We start from the raw sequence: 17,006 nt of genomic DNA, 5'->3' as shown, positions 1-17,006 counted from the left end.
AATGAGGTTTCAACTTTCTTCATTAAGGTCCACTTTGAACGTCTCCGCTGCCTTACGCCAGGTCGTTTCCCGCACGCCCTGGTACGCCAAACGCAAGAGTTATAAAGTTCTATTCTGGCGCGAAATCACCCCGCTTGCCGTACCTATTTTTCTGGAAAATACCTGCGTGCTCTTAATGGGGGTACTGAGTACCTTCCTGGTAAGCTGGCTGGGCAAAGAAGCGATGGCAGGCGTCGGCCTCGCCGACAGTTTCAATATGGTCATCATGGCATTTTTTGCCGCCATCGATCTTGGCACCACGGTTGTCGTGGCCTTTAGTCTGGGAAAACGCGATCGTCGTCGAGCCCGAGCCGCTGCCAGACAGTCGCTGGTGATCATGACAATTTTTGCCGTCGTGCTGGCCGCGATCATTCATTATTTTGGGGAACAGATCATTAATGTCGTTGCCGGAGAAGCGACACCTGAGGTTAAAGCGCTGGCGCTAACGTATCTTGAACTGACGGTGCTCAGTTATCCTGCGGCAGCCATTGCGTTGATCGGCAGTGGGGCGCTACGCGGTGCTGGAAACACCAAAATACCGCTGCTGATTAACGGCGGTATGAACATACTGAACATCATCATCAGTAGTATCCTGATCTACGGTATTTTTTCCTGGCAAGGGCTGGGGTTTGAAGGCGCTGGGCTGGGGTTGACGATTTCTCGTTACATCGGCGCTGTCGCCATTATCTGGGTATTGATGATTGGTTTTAACCCAGCGCTGCGGATTCCCCTGAAGAGCTATTTTAAGCCGTTGAATTTTGCCATTATCTGGGAGGTGATGGGGATTGGTATTCCTGCGAGTATCGAATCAGTACTGTTTAACGGCGGTAAGCTGCTCACTCAGATGTTTGTCTCAGGGATGGGAACCAGCGTCATTGCCGGTAACTTTATCGCCTTCTCTATCGCAGCACTGATTAACCTGCCCGGCAATGCTCTGGGGTCTGCCTCCACCATTATTACCGGGCGGCGTCTGGGAAATGGACAGATTGCCCAGGCTGAGATTCAGTTGCGGCATGTATTCTGGCTATCCACAATTGGTTTAACCGCCATAGCCTGGTTATCAGCTCCCTTTGCCGGATTAATGGCCTCGTTCTATACCCGCGATCAGGATGTAAAAGAGGTCATAGTTGTTCTGATTTGGCTCAACGCGGCATTTATGCCGATATGGGCGGCATCATGGGTTCTTCCTTCCGGGTTTAAGGGGGCACGCGATGTCCGTTTTGCGATGTGGGTTTCCATGCTGGGCATGTGGGGTTGTCGCGTGGTGGCAGGTTATACCCTCGGGATCGTCTTAGATTGGGGTGTCGTCGGGGTTTGGATGGGGATGTTCTTCGACTGGGCAGTGCGTGCTGCGCTGTTTTACTGGCGCATGATCACCGGGCGATGGTTATGGAAGTACCCACGTCCGGAACGGGAAAAGTCTATAAAACAACCCGTTGCGTCTGAATAAGCAACGAAATGAAGAAATATTCAGCAAACGATCGCATTTCTCCATTCAGGCTTTGACAACGCTGACTGGCATCGCTAATATTCGCCCCGTTCACACGATTCCTCTGTAGTTCAGTCGGTAGAACGGCGGACTGTTAATCCGTATGTCACTGGTTCGAGTCCAGTCAGAGGAGCCATATTTAAGAAGCCTGCTTAGGAAACTAAGCGGGCTTTTTGCTTTTATACTCCCGCATTTTCACGCGCTATCTGCAGAAAAGCCTGTACGGCCCCCTTATTCTCTTGTTGCCTGCTGATGAGCATCAGATTCGCCGACAGTTCCGGCGCATCCAGTGGGCGGTATACCAATCCAGGAATATTCACATGCTGCAGAGGATCGGGCGCCAGCGCCAGCCCCTGGCCGGCGGCGGCGAGTGCAAGCACGCTTAGGGTACTTGCGGTGCAATGGGCGATACGCGGAGCATGGCCCATAGTTTCAGTAAGTGCGGTGTAAAGCGACTCATCAGCCCCATGCGCGTCATAAAAAATGAGTGGCTGCTCGGCGAGCATATCGATTGTCAGCGACGCCCGTGCGGCCAACGGGTGGTCGTCAGCCATCGCCACTTGCCGGTGCCAGACACCGATCTGTTCAGCCATTAGCGCGGCATCATGGATTTTGTGGTGATCGGGGGTATAACCCACATCGAGCTGTCCCGTCAGGATAGCCTCGGCTTGCAGCAACGGTGCGACTTCATTCACAACCAGTTCGGCATCAGGGTAGGTTCGGCGAAAAGCACGTAGATCGTTGGTAAGCTTGCCGCTAAAGACGGCATTACCGGCAAACCCCACGCGTACATGGCCCGTTTCACCGCGTATTGAGCGCTGAACGGTCAGTCGGGCGTGATCCGCTTGCTCCAGCGTGCGCTGCGCCTCGACCTGTAGTAGCCGCCCGGCGTCCGTTAACTCCACTTTGCGGCTGGTGCGTACAAACAGCGGACCACCGAGTTCTTCTTCCAGGGCCTTGATTTGCATACTCAGCGCAGGTTGGACGATATGCAGGCGTTGAGCCGCGCGACCAAAATGGCCTTCTTCGGCAACAGCCAGAAAATAGCGCAGGTGGCGCAGATCCATATCGTTACTCCGTCATCAAATAAAATGATTGATCAGTCATATCTATCTATTTGAGTTTATCTCCATTGGGGATGAAACTGAAACCCAATCCCGTACCGGAGTACATGTTATGCAAAATTATTTGGACGACCGTCAGCAAATCACCGATCTTCTCACGGGCTGGATGCACCGCGATCTGGGGGAATGGGAGCAGCTGCGCAACCTTTTTCACCCGGACGGCACCATTGAAATCACGTGGTTTGAGGGCCTCGCCAGCGATTTCGTTGAGGGCTCAATGCGGATGGGAGCGTCAGATGTGCGCACCAAGCATCTGATTGGCACGCCGGTAGTGACCTTCAATGCCAACGCGACGAGGGCTATTGTCGAAACCAACGCCATGATTATCGCTGAGCACGTTAAGCTGAATCTGGGCTGCATTGGTCATAACCGTTTCTATGACATGGCAGAAAAACGTGACGGCGTCTGGAAGCTGTTCCATCGCCAGAGTATTTACGATATGGCCAGCTTTACCTTTCCGCTCGGCATGGTCGCGATTGACCAAAGTGCGGCAGAGAAATATCCGCGTGAATACGCCGCGCTGGCTTATCTGCTGGAAAAAAGTGGTTTTCCGGTTCAGCGCGTCTTTGCCACACGTGGCAGCGATCTGGAACAACAAATGAAAGCAAGTGGTACGCACTGGTTAGCCGGGCAGATGGCCTGACAATTTCATCCGCCATTGACCCTTTTTCATCTCAGCAACGCAAAGGAAATGTATGCGCCCCAACAAAATATACGGAAAATATCTGGCAATGCTGTTCGTCGCCCTGCTGCTACCGACCACGGTTTCGGCTACACAAATCCTGACATACAGTGATCATGAACCGCTGGGTGGGATGCGCACTCGCTTTCTTAACGACGTGCTCTTCCCCGCCATTGAGAAAGAGTCAAACGGACGGTTGAAAATAGAGGCGCACTGGAGCGGTGAGCTCAGTAACAGCTACGATGCGTTACGCAACGTCGGCAACGAACGAAAGGTGGATATGGCGACTGTCGTACCTGAATACACCGCCGACGCGCTGCCCCTGAATCAGATATTTAAAAGCTTTCCCGTCGGACCGGCCTGTGAACAACAAGTGGCCTTCTTCCGCCACGTCTACGCTGACATCCCGGCATTCCCGGCTGAGCTTGAGAAAAATAATGTGGTGAGTATTTTCCTTGCCACTGGCTATCCACTGGCCTTTTTCAGCGCTAAGCCCATAGCGACGTTGAGCGATATCAAAGGCGGCACATGGCGCTCTGCCAGCTTCTGGCACCGTGATTTTCTGCAAAACGCTGGGGCTAAACCGGTGACCATGCCCTGGGGTGAAAAGACCTATAACGCGCTAAAAACGGGGGCAATCGATGGCATGATGCTGAACGTGGACAGCGGTTACGATCTTAAAGCGTATCAGTTCGCACCCAATGTGCTTCTCGCCAAAAATCTGTGGCTGGGGCATCTCTATATTCTGACGATGAACAAAAAAACCTGGAACGCGCTTTCTCATGAAGATCGGATCGCCATTCAGCGTGCGGCTGAAACGGCGTATCAATCTCTGGGTTCAGTCATGGACCGGTGTTTTAACACCCAGATAGACGATTTACGCCAGGCCGGGGCCACGGTACGCGTTCTGCAATCGCAGGAGGTCGCGCAGTGGAACACCGCCACCCATTACCGGGCTGCGCAAACCAAGTGGGTCCACGAGCAGGAAGCGAAAGGCGTCAAAAACGCAGGCACGGTGATGAAACAAGTTAGCGCCATTATGGATGAAACCCTGTCACAAAAAGCGCGCGTAAAACGGTAGTTATCCATGAACTAGTGGCAGGGAGTCTCACCCTCTCTCTACCCGCCACTTTTCGCCGAGTAAACCCCACATCACACCGTTGTTTAAAGTTATGTAAATGTAAATCGTTTAAACTTTGCCATTATTGTAAGTGCTAGTGATTATCATTTATTGTACGCGGGCCAAAAGAACGAGCGCCTGCTCGGGTCACTGTACGTTCCAATTACTCTGGGATATAAACGATGAATGCTCTGCCTCGCACCGGACTGCGCCGTATCACGCTTGCATCTGCCCTGGTCCTCTCCGTCAGCCTGCCGGCTTTCGCACAGGATACGTTAACGCTTTATACCACCCGTGAACCAGGCCTGATCCAACCCCTGCTCGATAGCTGGACAAAAACCAGCGGTATAAAAGTGAGCACGGTGTATATCAAGGATGGCATGCTTGAACGTGTTAAAGCGGAAGGGAAGAACTCCCCTGCCGACCTGTTAATGACCGTTGATGCCGGTAACCTCATCGATTTAGTCGAAGCGGGCGTAACGCAACCGGTCGAGTCCGATGCGCTGAAAACCGCCATTCCGGCTAACCTGCGCGGTGCAGATAACCAGTGGTTTGCGCTTTCCATGCGCGCACGCGTGCTCTACGCTGAGAAATCGATGCCTATCGATAACTGGCATTATGAGCAGCTCGCAAGCCCTGAGTACAAAGGCAAAGTGTGTATCCGTTCCGGGCAACATCCGTATAACACCGCATTGATTGCCGCCATGATTGCCCACCACGGTGAGGCCAAAACGGAAGAGTGGTTGCTCGGCGTGAAAGCGAACCTGGCACGTAAAGCAACCGGCGGCGATCGTGACGTTGCCCGCGATATCCTCGGTGGAATTTGTGATATTGGCCTCGCCAACTCCTATTACGTCGGCCATATGAAAAATGCCAAAGAAGGCAGCGATGCACGCCAGTGGGGCGATGCCATTAAAGTGGTTAAACCGACATTTGAGAAAGGCGGCACTCACGTCAATATCAGCGGTGCCGCTGTAGCCCGTTACGCACCAAACAAAGCCGACGCCGTTAAGCTGATGGAATATCTGGTTTCTGCACCTGCCCAGCAGCAGTACGCGAAAGCGAACTTTGAATACCCGGTACTCAAAGGCGTCACGCTCGACCCGGTTATCAGCGCCACTATCGGTGAAATCGACGTCGACAAGATCCCGTTAACCGAAATCGTGAAGTACCGTAAACAAGCTAGTCTGCTGGTAGATAAAGTTGGATTCGATCAATAAACCACTATTGCTACCGACGTTACGCGGCCTGGTTTCCGGGCCGCAGTCATTATTAACGCCGTTACATCTTGGCGCGCTGTGCGTTGCGCTTGGCGTCCTGACTCCGATTGTGGCGCTCATCTGGCAGGCCACCCAGGCTGATTTGTCCCACTGGGATAATCTCATCACCTGGGTGTTGCCCTCCGCGTTAAAAAACACTGCGCTGCTGCTGGCGGGCGTCGCGGTAATGGTCGGCGTAATTGGCGTTGGCAGCGCGTGGGCGGTTACGGCATGGGACTTTCCCGGGCGTAAGATCCTGAGCTGGGCGCTGCTGTTGCCGCTGGCAATGCCGACCTATATCGTGGCCTTTGCCTGGCTCGATTTACTGCATCCCATCGGCCCACTGCAAACCTTTATCCGCTTTTTACTCGGTTTCGACAGCCCACGACAGTTCCGTTTGCCCGACTTACGTTCCCTTTCCGGTGCGATTCTGCTGCTCGGTTTAGTGCTGTACCCGTATGTTTATTTAACCACCCGCGCCACGTTTATCAGCCAGCCTGCGCATTTGCTTGAAGCCGCACGTACGCTGGGTTGCAGCGCCAGCGGAACCTTCTTTCGCGTCGCCCTGCCTATGGCCCGTCCGGCGCTGGCGGTCGGGATCAGCCTGGCGCTACTGGAAACACTCAACGACATCGGCGCGTCGGAATTCCTTGGGGTACAAACCTTAACCGTCACCGTGTACACCACGTGGATCTCGCGCTCTGATTTATCCGCTGCGGCGCAAATCGCCTGCATGATGCTGATGTTTATCTTCTTTATTCTGACGCTGGAGTTTTACGGTCGCAGAAAGCAAGGGTTCAGCAGCCGCAGCCTGCGCGAAATTCAACCCACACGCGTGCACGGCTGGCGCGGTTGGCTGCTCGGCGCCGTGATTTCGCTCCCGGTGGTACTGGGCTTCCTGGCCCCGGTATTGTTTTTGATGTGGGAGAGCGCCAAACGGTTAGGTGGTGAGAATCCGCTGTCCGCGTCGTTACTTGCTGCATTACAAAACACGCTATCGCTGGCGGCTGGCACCACGCTGGTGGTGATTTGCGTCAGTATGCTGGTGGCGTGGAGCGCCCGTCACAGTGCCGCAGACAACGCCATGCCCGGCTTTCGTCGCGGTGTGATGCGTCTGGCCTCGTTAGGTTACGCCGTGCCTGGTACGATTCTGGCGATTGGTTTTCTGCCTCCGGCGATGGCGGTTGACCGCTGGCTGGCCGATCTGCTCGACATACGCGGTTTACCGCTGATGTCTGCCGGTATCTTGCTGATCATTTGTTGTGCCATGCGTTTTCAGGCCATTGCCATTGGCGCGCTGGATTCCGGGCTGGGCCGTATTCCTCCTTCCCTTGAGCAAGCCTCACGTTTGTTGGGCGAAAATGGTGCCGGAACATTTGCCCGCGTGCATTTCCCGCTGTTGCGCCCGGCTTTAGTGAGCAGTGCATTGCTGGTCTTCGCCGACGCCATGAAAGAGTTGCCCACGACCCTGCTACTGCGCCCGGTAAACTTCGAAACGCTGGCCACGCTGCTGTATGCCGAAGCGGCGCGAGGAACCTATGAAGAAGGGGCAATTGCTGCGCTAATGATTGTTTTAGCCGGCACACTACCGGTTATTTTGCTGGTTCGTCATCAAATGACGCGCCGTGTTTAAGAGAGCAACAATGTCAGAAATCGCATTACGACTCGAGGATGTACACGTGGCCTACGGCAACAGCCAGCAATCGGTGCTGACCGGCTTTTCAATGTCGGTGCGCAAAGGCGAAATCGCCTGCCTGCTGGGTGCATCAGGCTGTGGAAAAACCACGGTTTTGCGCGCAATCGCCGGATTTGAACGGCTGCAACGCGGAGAGATTTATGTTTCACAGCGGCGTGTTGCTGGCCCCGGCGTGCATCTGCCGCCGGAAAAACGGCATGTTGGCATGGTGTTTCAGGAATACGCGTTATTCCCACATCTGACAGCCCAACAAAACGTGGCCTTTGGTTTGCGCCGCCTGCCACGAGAAGCGCAACAGGCCAGAGTCACCGAGCTGTTAAAAATGGTGGAATTACACAGTCACGCCGACCATTACCCTCATGAGCTTTCTGGCGGGCAGCAGCAGCGTATCGCCCTGGCCCGCGCCCTGGCACCACATCCGGATATTCTGCTGCTGGATGAACCGTTTTCCAGTCTGGATAAAAGCACCCGCGAGCGTCTGGGTGGCGAGGTACGGGATATTTTGCGCGCCGCCGGACAAACGGCGCTGCTGGTCACCCACAGCGAGCATGAAGCACAGCTGATGGCAGACCATATTGGTTTTGTGAAAAAGGGACAGTTTCAGACGAAGCACGCGGCCTGAGGGTAACGTACAGACCGCGCGGGGTAATGATTAGAATCTCTGCGCCTGGCTGATATTTACCGGCATCCCGGAGCGGCGTTCCAGCGTCGCATTGGCACGACCGACGTCCACTCCCTCTCCGCTCACAAAACTGCGTAATGCCGGAGTCACCGGCAGTGGGATCTTTTTATCCGACTCATATTCGCTGCGGTTGCGTGACAACGGTTCATGAACTTCAACCCAGCGGCTACCGTCTGGCTCAGTGCTGTATTTAACAGGCCGGTCGATAAGTTGAACCCGCGTTCCCACCGGCACGGTATCAAACAGGTATTTAATATCGTCATTGCGCAGGCGAATACAGCCCTGGCTGACCCGCAGCCCAATTCCGAAATTAGCATTGGTGCCGTGAATAGCGTACAGCTTGCCAATATAAATGGCGTACAACCCCATCGGATTTTCCGGCCCGGCCGGAACAAACGCCGGTAAGCTTTCGCCACGCGCGGCGTATTCCCGGCGGGTATTTGCCGTTGGCGTCCAGCTCGGTGCTTCCTGCTTGCGCTGTACCGTCGTCACCCAGTTGCGCGGCGTTTCTCTCCCCGCCTGACCGATACCGATGGGTAAGATTTCAACTGTATTGCTGTCTTTGGGGTAATAGTAAAGACGCATTTCAGCGACGTTTATAACAATGCCCTCACGCACGGTATCCGGCAAAATAACCTGCTGTGGCACCACCAACGTAGAGCCCGACTTCGGCAAATAGACATCCACCCCCGGATTGGCTTCCATCATATTGCTCAGCCCCTGCCCGTACTGCGCCGCAAATGCTTCCAGCGGTTGCGTATTGGCTGGCGGCACCGTAATAGTCAGCGGACTGCCGACCAGGCGGCTGCCCTCTGGCGGCAACGGATAGCTCACCGCCTGAGCTCCCTGGCCGGCAAGCAGTATGATAAGTGAACACAACAGTTTTACACGACGCATCATTGTCCTTTCCTTCGCCGCAGCAGATATCCGTTAATTATAGCTTTTTTATCGGGTTAACGGGATTACGACGTACCCTACCAACAAGAACCCCGCCGTTGAGCGGGGTGCAGCTTGACTAGGCTTCCTTACCGTCCGGAAGCACAATATTGCTGGCGGCTAAATGCCCCATATTGTTGTACATGGCGCAGGCGGCCTCAACGATCGGCATCGCCAGCGCGGCACCGCTGCCTTCACCTAAACGCATGCCCATGTTGAGATACGGCTCCAGTTCCAGATGCGCCAGGGCGGTACGGGCACCTTTTTCGGCGGAAAAATGTGAAGGGATCAGGTACGGCTTAATCTCTGGCGCAATCTGACAGGCTGCCAGCGCAGCGGAATAAGAAAGGAACCCGTCCAGCAACACCGGCAGACCGCAAGAGGCAGCCCCCAGCATCACACCCGTCATCCCCACAAGATCAAAGCCACCGACTTTGGCCAGCACATCTATACCATCAGTGGGATCGGGCTGATTAACGGCGATCGCCCTACGCACCACATCCACCTTATTGCCCACCCGCGAGAGTGGCAGGTTAGCGCCAATCCCCACCACCGCCTCAGCATCACTGCCGGTCAGTACACTAACAATCGCCGCCGCAGGCGTGGTATTGGCCATGCCTAACTCGCCGACGCCAAACAGTGTGACGCCCTCATTCGCCAGTTCACGGGTATAGCGCATCACTTCCAGCAACAGTTCCTCGGCCTGAGAACGGTGCATTGCCGGGCCTTCAGCAATATTGCCGCAGCCACGCGCAACGCGCATATTCACCACGCCAGGAATAGGGTCAGCGTCAATCCCCACATCAATCACATGAACCTTTGCGCCAACCTGGGTAGCCAGTACGCAAACGCCGGTCGTGCCACGCGTCATATTTGCTGCCTGAATCGCCGTAACCACTTTCGGCGAAACGGCCACACCTTCATCCCAGACGCCGTGATCGGCGCACATCACCAGCATCGCTTTCCCCCCCACGCGCGGCACGCCCTTCAGGCCTGGCATACCGGCGAGTTGCACGGCCAGAGACTCAAGACGTCCCAGGCTGCCCGGCGGTTTAAGTAAGCCATCAATATGCTGCTGTGCGCGTAACATTGCAGCACTGTCGGGAGAAGGGATCGCGTGGAGTAAAGCGGATAAAGTCTGCATAAGGGTTCTCAATGTGTTGACTGGCTCAAAGCAGAGCCAGTAAGAAGATCAACTCGCCAAGTTCGATGGCCGCGCCAAGCGTATCGCCGGTCTGCCCACCTAACGTGCGTTTTAATAATTGCCCAAGAATGAAAATTGCCACCATCGTGACGACCAGCGCCGCCACTCCACGCATGCCGGGAAGCAGTACAGCAGCAAGGATCGCCGCAAGCCCCAACGTAACGCAGGTTTGTCGTCCGGTTACTTTGCCTATAAAGACATTTCCCAGCCCTTCTTCGCGGGCATAACGATGCCGGTACATCAGCAGAACGGCGGTTCCACGCCCTGCCACACAGGCTGCAGTCAGTGCAGCCAGCATTGGCGTTCCGCGTAGAGCCAGTTCGCTCACCACCAGCACTTTAGCCAGCAGAACAAAGATCAGCGCCAGTCCGCCGTGGGTCCCCAGGCGGCTGTCGCGCATTATTTCCAGCATCCGCTCGCGCCGACGAGCAGAAAACACGCCATCACAGGTATCCGCCAGACCGTCAAGATGAAAACCGCCGGTCAGCAGCGCCAACGTCAGCACGCTAAACAGCGCTGCCAGCGGGATATCGCACCAGGCTTGCAGCGCCATGAAGACCAGTCCCGTCACCCCTCCCAGCACCACGCCAATCAGCGGGAAGATGACGATGCCGCGCGAGTACTGTTCGAACTCCAGTCCTTGCGACCAGCGCGCAGGAACGGGCAAGCGACTGATAAAAGAGAGCATTGCCCAAAACAACTTACTCATTTAATTTTGACTCCAATTCCAGATACCACCAGCCAGACCTCATCTGACGCTGCCGCCAGACGCTGGTTTACCCGTCCAGCAATATCGCGAAAATGCCGCGCCAGACGATTTTCCGGAACAATCCCCATCCCCACTTCATTAGTCACCAGCACGACTTTTGCCGGGCAACGCTGACAAGCGTCGATCAGAACACGGATCTCATCCTCAATGGACCGTTCCATCGCGGCGTAGTCCCAGCCATCCGGTGAACTGTCGCCGCCTAACGCAAACAGTTGGTTCGTCACCATCGTGGTAATGCATTCCAGTAAAATCGCCTCGTGCGGATCGTTCTCAGCCGTAATCAGCGCATCAAGATGTTGCCAGCGCTCGGCTGTACGCCAGTGCGCAGGGCGTCCATCGCGATGGTGTTGAATTCGCGCCGCCATCTCCTCGTCGAATATCTGCGACGTCGCGATGTACAGCACGTTTGGGGAGTCCGCGATCAGTGCCTCTGCGTGACGGCTCTTGCCGCTACGGGCACCACCGGTAACCAGAATCATCATACTGGCTCCCGGTGTTGCTGCATGATGGTATAAATTTTCTCAATATCGATGTGTTGCCGCATCGCATCCGCCAGCAGATCAAACTGCTGTGATTTATATTGCGCGTAATGGAAGGTTGAATCCAGTGGTGCTAACCCTTTGCGCACCCGCAGGCCATTCACCAGCGCGCGCGTAAATTCATCGCTATCAAACAGGCCGTGGAGATAGGTGCCGAACGCCAGACCGTCGTGAGTCACCGCGCCATCAGCGACGTTACCGCCCTCTTTTTGCAGCGTCATCACCGACTGACACTCCCCGGATAACACCGTTTCACCCATATGAATTTCATAGCCGCGAACAGCTAACCCTGAGGCGTCTGCCAGCCAGTCCGGCAATGTGGCCGACATTTGTCCTTCAACCAGGGTCGTGGTTTTGTGTTGCGCAAAATGGGTGACGGTATCGAGCAGGCCAAGACCCGGCAGCGTTCCCAGGCCCGACTCCACGTCATCAATAATGGTCTCGCCGAGCATTTGATAGCCACCGCAAATCCCCACCACCGGCACATTCTGACGGTGTAGCTGCAACACGCTGTGCGCAAGACCGCTTTCGCGCAGCCAGACTAAATCGCCGAGCGTATTTTTACTGCCTGGCAAAATCACCAGATCGACGCCTGCCAGCTCTTCCGGGTGCCGAACATAGCGCACCCGAACGTCCGGCTGGGCGGCCAGCGCATTAAAATCCGTAAAGTTGGAAATATGCGGCAGTTGCACCACAGCAATCTCGATATCGCGTTTGTCGGTGCGTAAATATTTCCCTTTTTGCAGCGCGACGCCATCTTCATCTTCGAGATCAACATCCAGCCACGGCATCACGCCGAGTACGGGAACGCCGGTCAGCGCTTCAATTTGTTCAATACCGGAATAGAGCAGCGCCACATCGCCACGAAATTTATTGATAATCACGCCTTTTACGCGCGCGCGTTCATGATCATGCAGCAGCGCCAGCGTGCCATAAATCGAGGCAAACACGCCGCCGCGATCGATATCCGCCACCAGCACAACCGGGCACTGCGCCATCTCCGCCATCCCCATATTGACGATATCGCGATCGCGCAGGTTAATTTCAGCCGGGCTTCCCGCCCCTTCCAGCACAATAACGTCAAATTCCTGCGCCAGGCTGTTATAAACCGAAATGATCTGCTCGCGCAGACGCGGTTTGTACTCGTGGTAGCTTACCGCATCCATATCGGTCACCACTTTGCCCATCAATACCACCTGCGCTTTGCGGTCGCTGGTCGGTTTCAATAGCACCGGATTCATACGTACATCTGGGGTGATCCCTGCCGCTTCAGCCTGGAAAATTTGCGCGCGCCCCATCTCTTTCCCCTCAGGCGTAATACCCGAGTTCAGCGCCATGTTCTGCGATTTGAACGGCGCAGTACGTCGTCCATCCTGATAAAAAATACGACACAGCCCGGCGACTAATACGCTTTTACCTACATCAGATGCCGTTCCCTGCAACATTATTGCCTGCGTCATGACGCCTCCTTCAGTGCGTTCTCTCGCATACAACGATAAAATTCAGCCTCTGTTTTACACAATGGGAAGCCTAGCTCCGTGTGCAACTTCACCAGCCAGGGCTGAGTTAATCCTGCTTGTTCAATAAGGTCCGTGCGCGCGAATACCTCACCGGGAGTGCCGTGCGTCAGCACTTCTCCCCGGCGCAAAACGTAAACCGCGTCGCTCACTTCATAGATAAGATCGATATCATGGCTGGAAATAACCACATGATTTCCCTGCGCCACGATCCGTTTAATAATCTCAATCATTTGCGTACGGCCCGAGGGGTCAAGGCCCGCAGTCGGTTCATCCAGCAGCAGATACTGCGCCTGCAGTACCAACGCGCCAGCGATCGCCACGCGTTTTTTTTGTCCGTGGCTTAGGCATTGAATGGGCTGATGACGAAAATGTTGTGCATCCACCAGCGTCAGGGCATCTTCCACCCGGCGAGCAATTTCTTTTTCATCCACGCCAATATTGCGCAGGCTAAAGGCGATGTCGCTGTCGATATCGGTATAAAAGATTTGCTGATCGGGGTCCTGAAATACGGTCGCCACCTGCTGACGCAGTGCCAGCAGGCCTCGCTTGCTGTAATCCAGCGGTTTTCCTTGCCACATCACCGCCCCCTGCTGTGGACGCAACAAGCCACTCAGGTTCATAAACAGCGTGGATTTTCCGCACCCATTGGCCCCCACCAGTCCAGTGACGGCCTGCGCGGAAAAATCCAGCGTGAGCCCTTTGAGGACCGGGTCATCCTGATAGCGAAACCAAAGCGCTGAGGTGGCAAGCATACTTTTCCTTACAGGTGAAAATCACCCTGATACAGTTTGATATCCAGTGTGGTGGTCATTTGCTGATAGCGGATTAACACACGTGTAAACAACAGCCCCACCAGCATTGCCAACGAGCGATAGCTCAGCGGCACGCTACGATAACCAAAACGCAGCGTTTGCGCGCGGTGAATAGCGAGCGCTTCGTCTAAAAGAATAAAAATAAATCGCCAGGTCAGCAGGATCTGCTCAGTCAGCAGGCGCGGAACGCGCGCCCATTTCAGTAAAAGAATTAATTGCGGGAACGGCAGATTAAGTACCAACCAAAAGGTGGATGCCAGCGCCGCCAGGCTTCGCCAGAATGTTGCATTGGCAGTGAGTACACCCGCTTCGGTGACGCCTAACCAGTAGCTACCCACCGGTAGACTAACCAGTAAGCTATGCGGATCGCGACTCACACTGAATAGGATCGTCACCACCCCGACCAGCAAAAAACCAAACGGCAACGCCATCCAGCGACACCAACGCCAGAAAGAGATGCGCAGCAACCAGCAGCTCAGTGCGGCAATGAGTAACAGCTCGATACCCTGCCCCAACGGAGGCAGGGTAAACGCCAGAATCATCATCACTAACCACAGCAGAAATTTGCGCTGCGGTGTGACATGAAACCAGCGGCTCTGGTAGCTCAGCCTGTCAAGACCGGTCATCACGGCGTTGTCTGCCCTTGGTGTAACCCAGAATGTAGAAAATTACCGCTGCACCGAGCGATCCCTGAAGCGTAAACAGCAGGCTTTCAATTTCACCGCTGGCTGGCTCATACAGCGGCTGGAACCACGGCTCATAATGCGGAGCGATGGCCTGAATCTGGCTTTCCGCTTCGCCATCTGATCCTCCGTATTCTCCACCGTGGTTGATGAAAAATGGCAGGACAACCAGCCCAATCACCATTGCTAACAGAATCAGCGTCTTTTTCATGGTTAATGTCCTTGTGCGGTGATGAGCTGCCGTTTGGTGAGCTGGTCATAAATCATCACCGTGAGCAAGCCTTCTGCGATAGCGATTGGGATCTGCGTCAGGCAGAAAATCCCCATGAACTTGATGATAGAGCCCGTAGCACCTACGGACGGGTCCGGAAAAGCAACACCCAGTTGCACCGACGTCACAAAATAGGTCACCAGATCGGCCAGCATGGCGCAGAGGAAGACGCAGACATCACGACGGAACCCCGCACGGCAAGCCATCTTCCACACCATATAGCCGACGACCGGACCAATAACCGCCATCGACATACCATTAGCACCCAGCGTGGTCAAACCGCCATGTGCCAGCAATAATGCCTGGAATAACAAAACGATGGCACCGAGAATGGCCACCACGCCTGGCCCGAACAGAATCACCGCCAGACCGACCCCGGTCGGATGCGAACAACTCCCGGTAACAGATGGAATTTTCAGCGCTGACAGCACGAAAATAAACGCGCCACACAGGGCCAGTAACACTTTCTGGTGGTTATCTTCCTGCACAATTTGGCGCAGGCGCACCAGCCCGTACCACAGGCAGGGTAAAAACAGCAGCCACCAGGCCAGCGCCCACATCGGCGGTAAAAAGCCTTCCATAATGTGCATAGCAAACGCCTGCTCAGGCACAATCATCAGTAATAGCGCCGCAGCCAACCCGCTGAAAGACAGCTGTTTTAGCTGGTGTTCTAGCTTCATCTTTCATACTCCCACTGTTTATTGACCAGAATGGTCGAGAAATACGGCAGCGGCTGATCGTCACTCACTTCACTGAGTTGGCGCCAGCACTGCTCACCCGGTAGCGTGGCTTCGGACATCATTAACGCGCAGTCCAGAATGCCTTCTTCTTGCAGCAACGCCTTGATGCGTGCAAACCGACCGTAGACCTTCATCAGCACCAGGCTGTCATGCTGCTTTAACGCCTGCCGGATTTCAGCCTCCGGCGCAGTGCACGAGACGACCGCCAGCGACTGCTGTTCCATGGCGAGCGGCGTTTTTGAGCGCGCGGCAATGGCAGCAAATGAGGTCACGCCGGGGATGATTTCTAACCAATCAGGATTACCAATACGCTGGAGTAAAAAGACCCAGGTACTGAACAGCATGGCATCGCCGAGGGTGATGAAACCGACCTGCTTGCCGGCCTCCACTTCCGCAACCAGTGCAGCGGCGACCTCATCCCAGACGGCTTCTTTTTCGGCACTGTCGGCGCTCATCGGGAAATGGCAACAGCGGATTTCGGTCTGCTCACCGACATATTCCCGGACGATAGACAGCGCCAGGCTGTCGCCACCTTTACGTCCGGCGGGCGCATAGAGAATATCCAGCGAACCGAGCGTGCGCGCCGCGCGCACGGTTATCAGATCGGAGGCACCTGGCCCAGTGCTTAATGCGTACAGTTTACCGCTCATGCTGCTTCCTCCAGCGCCACGTTTAGCGCCTGCTGTAAATGTGCCACGAACATGGCGCGTACCGCCGGGTTCTCACCCAGACCGCTAAGCCACGGCGTGGCCGGAATGCCTGCCGCGTTAAATAATGTTTTCCACGAGTCGTCTTCGTCGGAGGCCATATCGTTGATAGCGTGGTCACCCGCAACCAGCATTAATGGCATAAGATGCACCGCCGTTATCCCTTCGCGACCTAAGCTGTCGATAAGAATATCCACTTCCGGGTAGCTCTCTACCGCACCAACTCGCGCCGGGAAACCCTGCGCGGTCATCATGTGATCGAGGCAGGCATAAGCGGCAAAGGCGTGATGGCTGGCCCCGTGCCCCATAAACACCACTTTTTCTCGCTCACCAAGCGACGGCATCTGCTGCTGCAGCGCCAGCATCAGTTGCGCGTAATCATCATGGCTGCTCAGCAGGGGAACCCCCAGCGTCAGGCGCGCAAACAGCGGGCGCATACTTTGTACCTCACGAACTATTTTTTCGTACTCGTCACCGTTAATGATGTGCAGCGACTGAATAGCCACATCCTGATACCCCTGCTCCGCCAGCTTTTGCAGGGCCTGCAACGGCGTGTCGATGTCAATGCCGTCGCGCTGTTTGAGCTTGCGGATGATCATCCCGGAGGTAAATGCCCGAAACAGGTCACGGTCAGGGCAACTGGCCGCAAGATCGCGTTCACAGGCCACAATATTTTTCTCACAGGTGTCGTGATAGCTGGTGCCAAAGCTGACCACCAGAAGCGCCTTTTTCAT

General features: G+C 55.1%; 18 protein-coding genes and 1 tRNA gene. 7 read left to right on the top strand and 12 right to left on the bottom strand.

All coding sequences use genetic code 11. The annotated features are described in order from the left end of the window. Nucleotide 1: 1 nt before the first annotated feature. Both FDW98_RS05320 and FDW98_RS05315 read left to right on the top strand, forming a co-directional pair. Entirely contained in the window at nucleotides 2–1,489 is a 1,488-nt protein-coding gene (locus FDW98_RS05320; RefSeq protein ID WP_137398749.1) for an EmmdR/YeeO family multidrug/toxin efflux MATE transporter, read from the top strand. Between the two features lie 99 nt (nucleotides 1,490–1,588). Beyond that, a tRNA-Asn gene (locus FDW98_RS05315) sits at nucleotides 1,589–1,664 on the top strand. Nucleotides 1,665–1,707: 43 nt separating this feature from the next. On the opposite strand, the gene FDW98_RS05310 is transcribed toward FDW98_RS05315, so the two are convergent. Then, complete coding sequence (locus FDW98_RS05310; protein WP_096756679.1) at nucleotides 1,708–2,595, bottom strand: LysR substrate-binding domain-containing protein; 888 nt, start codon at nucleotides 2,593–2,595, stop codon at nucleotides 1,708–1,710. Nucleotides 2,596–2,704: 109 nt separating this feature from the next. Between FDW98_RS05310 and FDW98_RS05305 the strand changes: the two genes are divergently transcribed. The 5 genes from FDW98_RS05305 to FDW98_RS05285 all read left to right on the top strand — a co-directional run bounded on the left by FDW98_RS05305 (nucleotide 2,705) and on the right by FDW98_RS05285 (nucleotide 8,031). Beyond that, nucleotides 2,705–3,295 carry a nuclear transport factor 2 family protein gene (locus FDW98_RS05305; protein ID WP_096756678.1) on the top strand — a complete coding sequence of 197 codons (591 nt, stop codon included), beginning with the start codon at nucleotides 2,705–2,707 and terminating at the stop codon, nucleotides 3,293–3,295. A gap of 52 nt (nucleotides 3,296–3,347) precedes the next feature. Beyond that, nucleotides 3,348–4,415: a TRAP transporter substrate-binding protein DctP gene (gene dctP / locus FDW98_RS05300; RefSeq protein WP_096756677.1), complete on the top strand. Its 1,068-nt coding sequence runs from the start codon at nucleotides 3,348–3,350 to the stop codon at nucleotides 4,413–4,415. Nucleotides 4,416–4,636: 221 nt separating this feature from the next. After that, nucleotides 4,637–5,674, top strand: a complete 1,038-nt coding sequence (locus FDW98_RS05295) for an extracellular solute-binding protein (protein WP_096756676.1) — start codon at nucleotides 4,637–4,639, stop codon at nucleotides 5,672–5,674. Next, entirely contained in the window at nucleotides 5,658–7,346 is a 1,689-nt protein-coding gene (locus FDW98_RS05290) for an iron ABC transporter permease (protein WP_096756675.1), read from the top strand. Before FDW98_RS05295 ends, FDW98_RS05290 begins: the two co-directional genes overlap by 17 nt. Nucleotides 7,347–7,356: 10 nt before the next feature. Next, nucleotides 7,357–8,031 (top strand): ABC transporter ATP-binding protein, encoded by a 675-nt coding sequence (locus FDW98_RS05285; protein ID WP_096756674.1) that lies wholly within the window; start codon nucleotides 7,357–7,359, stop codon nucleotides 8,029–8,031. A gap of 30 nt (nucleotides 8,032–8,061) precedes the next feature. Here the strand turns inward: FDW98_RS05285 and ldtA are convergent, their stop codons facing one another. The 11 genes from ldtA to FDW98_RS05230 all read right to left on the bottom strand — a co-directional run bounded on the left by ldtA (nucleotide 8,062) and on the right by FDW98_RS05230 (nucleotide 17,006). After that, a complete protein-coding gene (gene ldtA, locus FDW98_RS05280) occupies nucleotides 8,062–8,988 on the bottom strand; it encodes a L,D-transpeptidase (protein WP_096759375.1) in 927 nt (308 codons plus the stop codon). Between the two features lie 118 nt (nucleotides 8,989–9,106). Next, nucleotides 9,107–10,171 (bottom strand): nicotinate-nucleotide--dimethylbenzimidazole phosphoribosyltransferase, encoded by a 1,065-nt coding sequence (cobT, locus tag FDW98_RS05275; RefSeq protein ID WP_096756673.1) that lies wholly within the window; start codon nucleotides 10,169–10,171, stop codon nucleotides 9,107–9,109. 25 nt (nucleotides 10,172–10,196) lie between these two features. Next, a complete protein-coding gene (cobS, locus tag FDW98_RS05270; RefSeq protein WP_096756672.1) occupies nucleotides 10,197–10,940 on the bottom strand; it encodes an adenosylcobinamide-GDP ribazoletransferase in 744 nt (247 codons plus the stop codon). Further along, nucleotides 10,937–11,482 carry a bifunctional adenosylcobinamide kinase/adenosylcobinamide-phosphate guanylyltransferase gene (cobU, locus tag FDW98_RS05265; protein ID WP_096756671.1) on the bottom strand — a complete coding sequence of 182 codons (546 nt, stop codon included), beginning with the start codon at nucleotides 11,480–11,482 and terminating at the stop codon, nucleotides 10,937–10,939. The genes cobS and cobU overlap by 4 nt, the downstream gene beginning before the upstream one ends. Next, nucleotides 11,479–12,999, bottom strand: a complete 1,521-nt coding sequence (locus FDW98_RS05260) for a cobyric acid synthase (RefSeq protein WP_096756670.1) — start codon at nucleotides 12,997–12,999, stop codon at nucleotides 11,479–11,481. Before FDW98_RS05260 ends, cobU begins: the two co-directional genes overlap by 4 nt. Next, nucleotides 12,996–13,811 (bottom strand): energy-coupling factor ABC transporter ATP-binding protein, encoded by an 816-nt coding sequence (locus tag FDW98_RS05255; protein ID WP_096756669.1) that lies wholly within the window; start codon nucleotides 13,809–13,811, stop codon nucleotides 12,996–12,998. Before FDW98_RS05255 ends, FDW98_RS05260 begins: the two co-directional genes overlap by 4 nt. 8 nt (nucleotides 13,812–13,819) lie before the next feature. Then, on the bottom strand, nucleotides 13,820–14,497 hold the full coding sequence (locus FDW98_RS05250; protein ID WP_096756668.1) for an energy-coupling factor ABC transporter transmembrane protein: 678 nt from the start codon (nucleotides 14,495–14,497) through the stop codon (nucleotides 13,820–13,822). Further along, nucleotides 14,484–14,765, bottom strand: a complete 282-nt coding sequence (locus FDW98_RS05245) for an energy-coupling factor ABC transporter substrate-binding protein (RefSeq protein ID WP_096756667.1) — start codon at nucleotides 14,763–14,765, stop codon at nucleotides 14,484–14,486. The genes FDW98_RS05250 and FDW98_RS05245 overlap by 14 nt, the downstream gene beginning before the upstream one ends. 2 nt (nucleotides 14,766–14,767) lie before the next feature. Further along, on the bottom strand, nucleotides 14,768–15,505 hold the full coding sequence (gene cbiM, locus FDW98_RS05240; protein WP_096756666.1) for a cobalt ECF transporter S component CbiM: 738 nt from the start codon (nucleotides 15,503–15,505) through the stop codon (nucleotides 14,768–14,770). After that, nucleotides 15,502–16,215: a cobalt-factor II C(20)-methyltransferase gene (locus FDW98_RS05235; RefSeq protein WP_096756665.1), complete on the bottom strand. Its 714-nt coding sequence runs from the start codon at nucleotides 16,213–16,215 to the stop codon at nucleotides 15,502–15,504. The genes cbiM and FDW98_RS05235 overlap by 4 nt, the downstream gene beginning before the upstream one ends. Next, the gene (locus FDW98_RS05230) at nucleotides 16,212–17,006 is read right to left on the bottom strand and encodes a sirohydrochlorin cobaltochelatase (RefSeq protein WP_096756664.1); all 795 of its coding nucleotides are present in this window, start codon (nucleotides 17,004–17,006) and stop codon (nucleotides 16,212–16,214) included. The genes FDW98_RS05235 and FDW98_RS05230 overlap by 4 nt, the downstream gene beginning before the upstream one ends.

Origin of the sequence: Citrobacter sp. wls711, assembly GCF_005281055.1 — a bacterium.
In the GTDB taxonomy this organism is placed as follows: domain Bacteria; phylum Pseudomonadota; class Gammaproteobacteria; order Enterobacterales; family Enterobacteriaceae; genus Citrobacter; species Citrobacter gillenii.
This window is presented reverse-complemented; position numbering and strand designations above follow the sequence as displayed.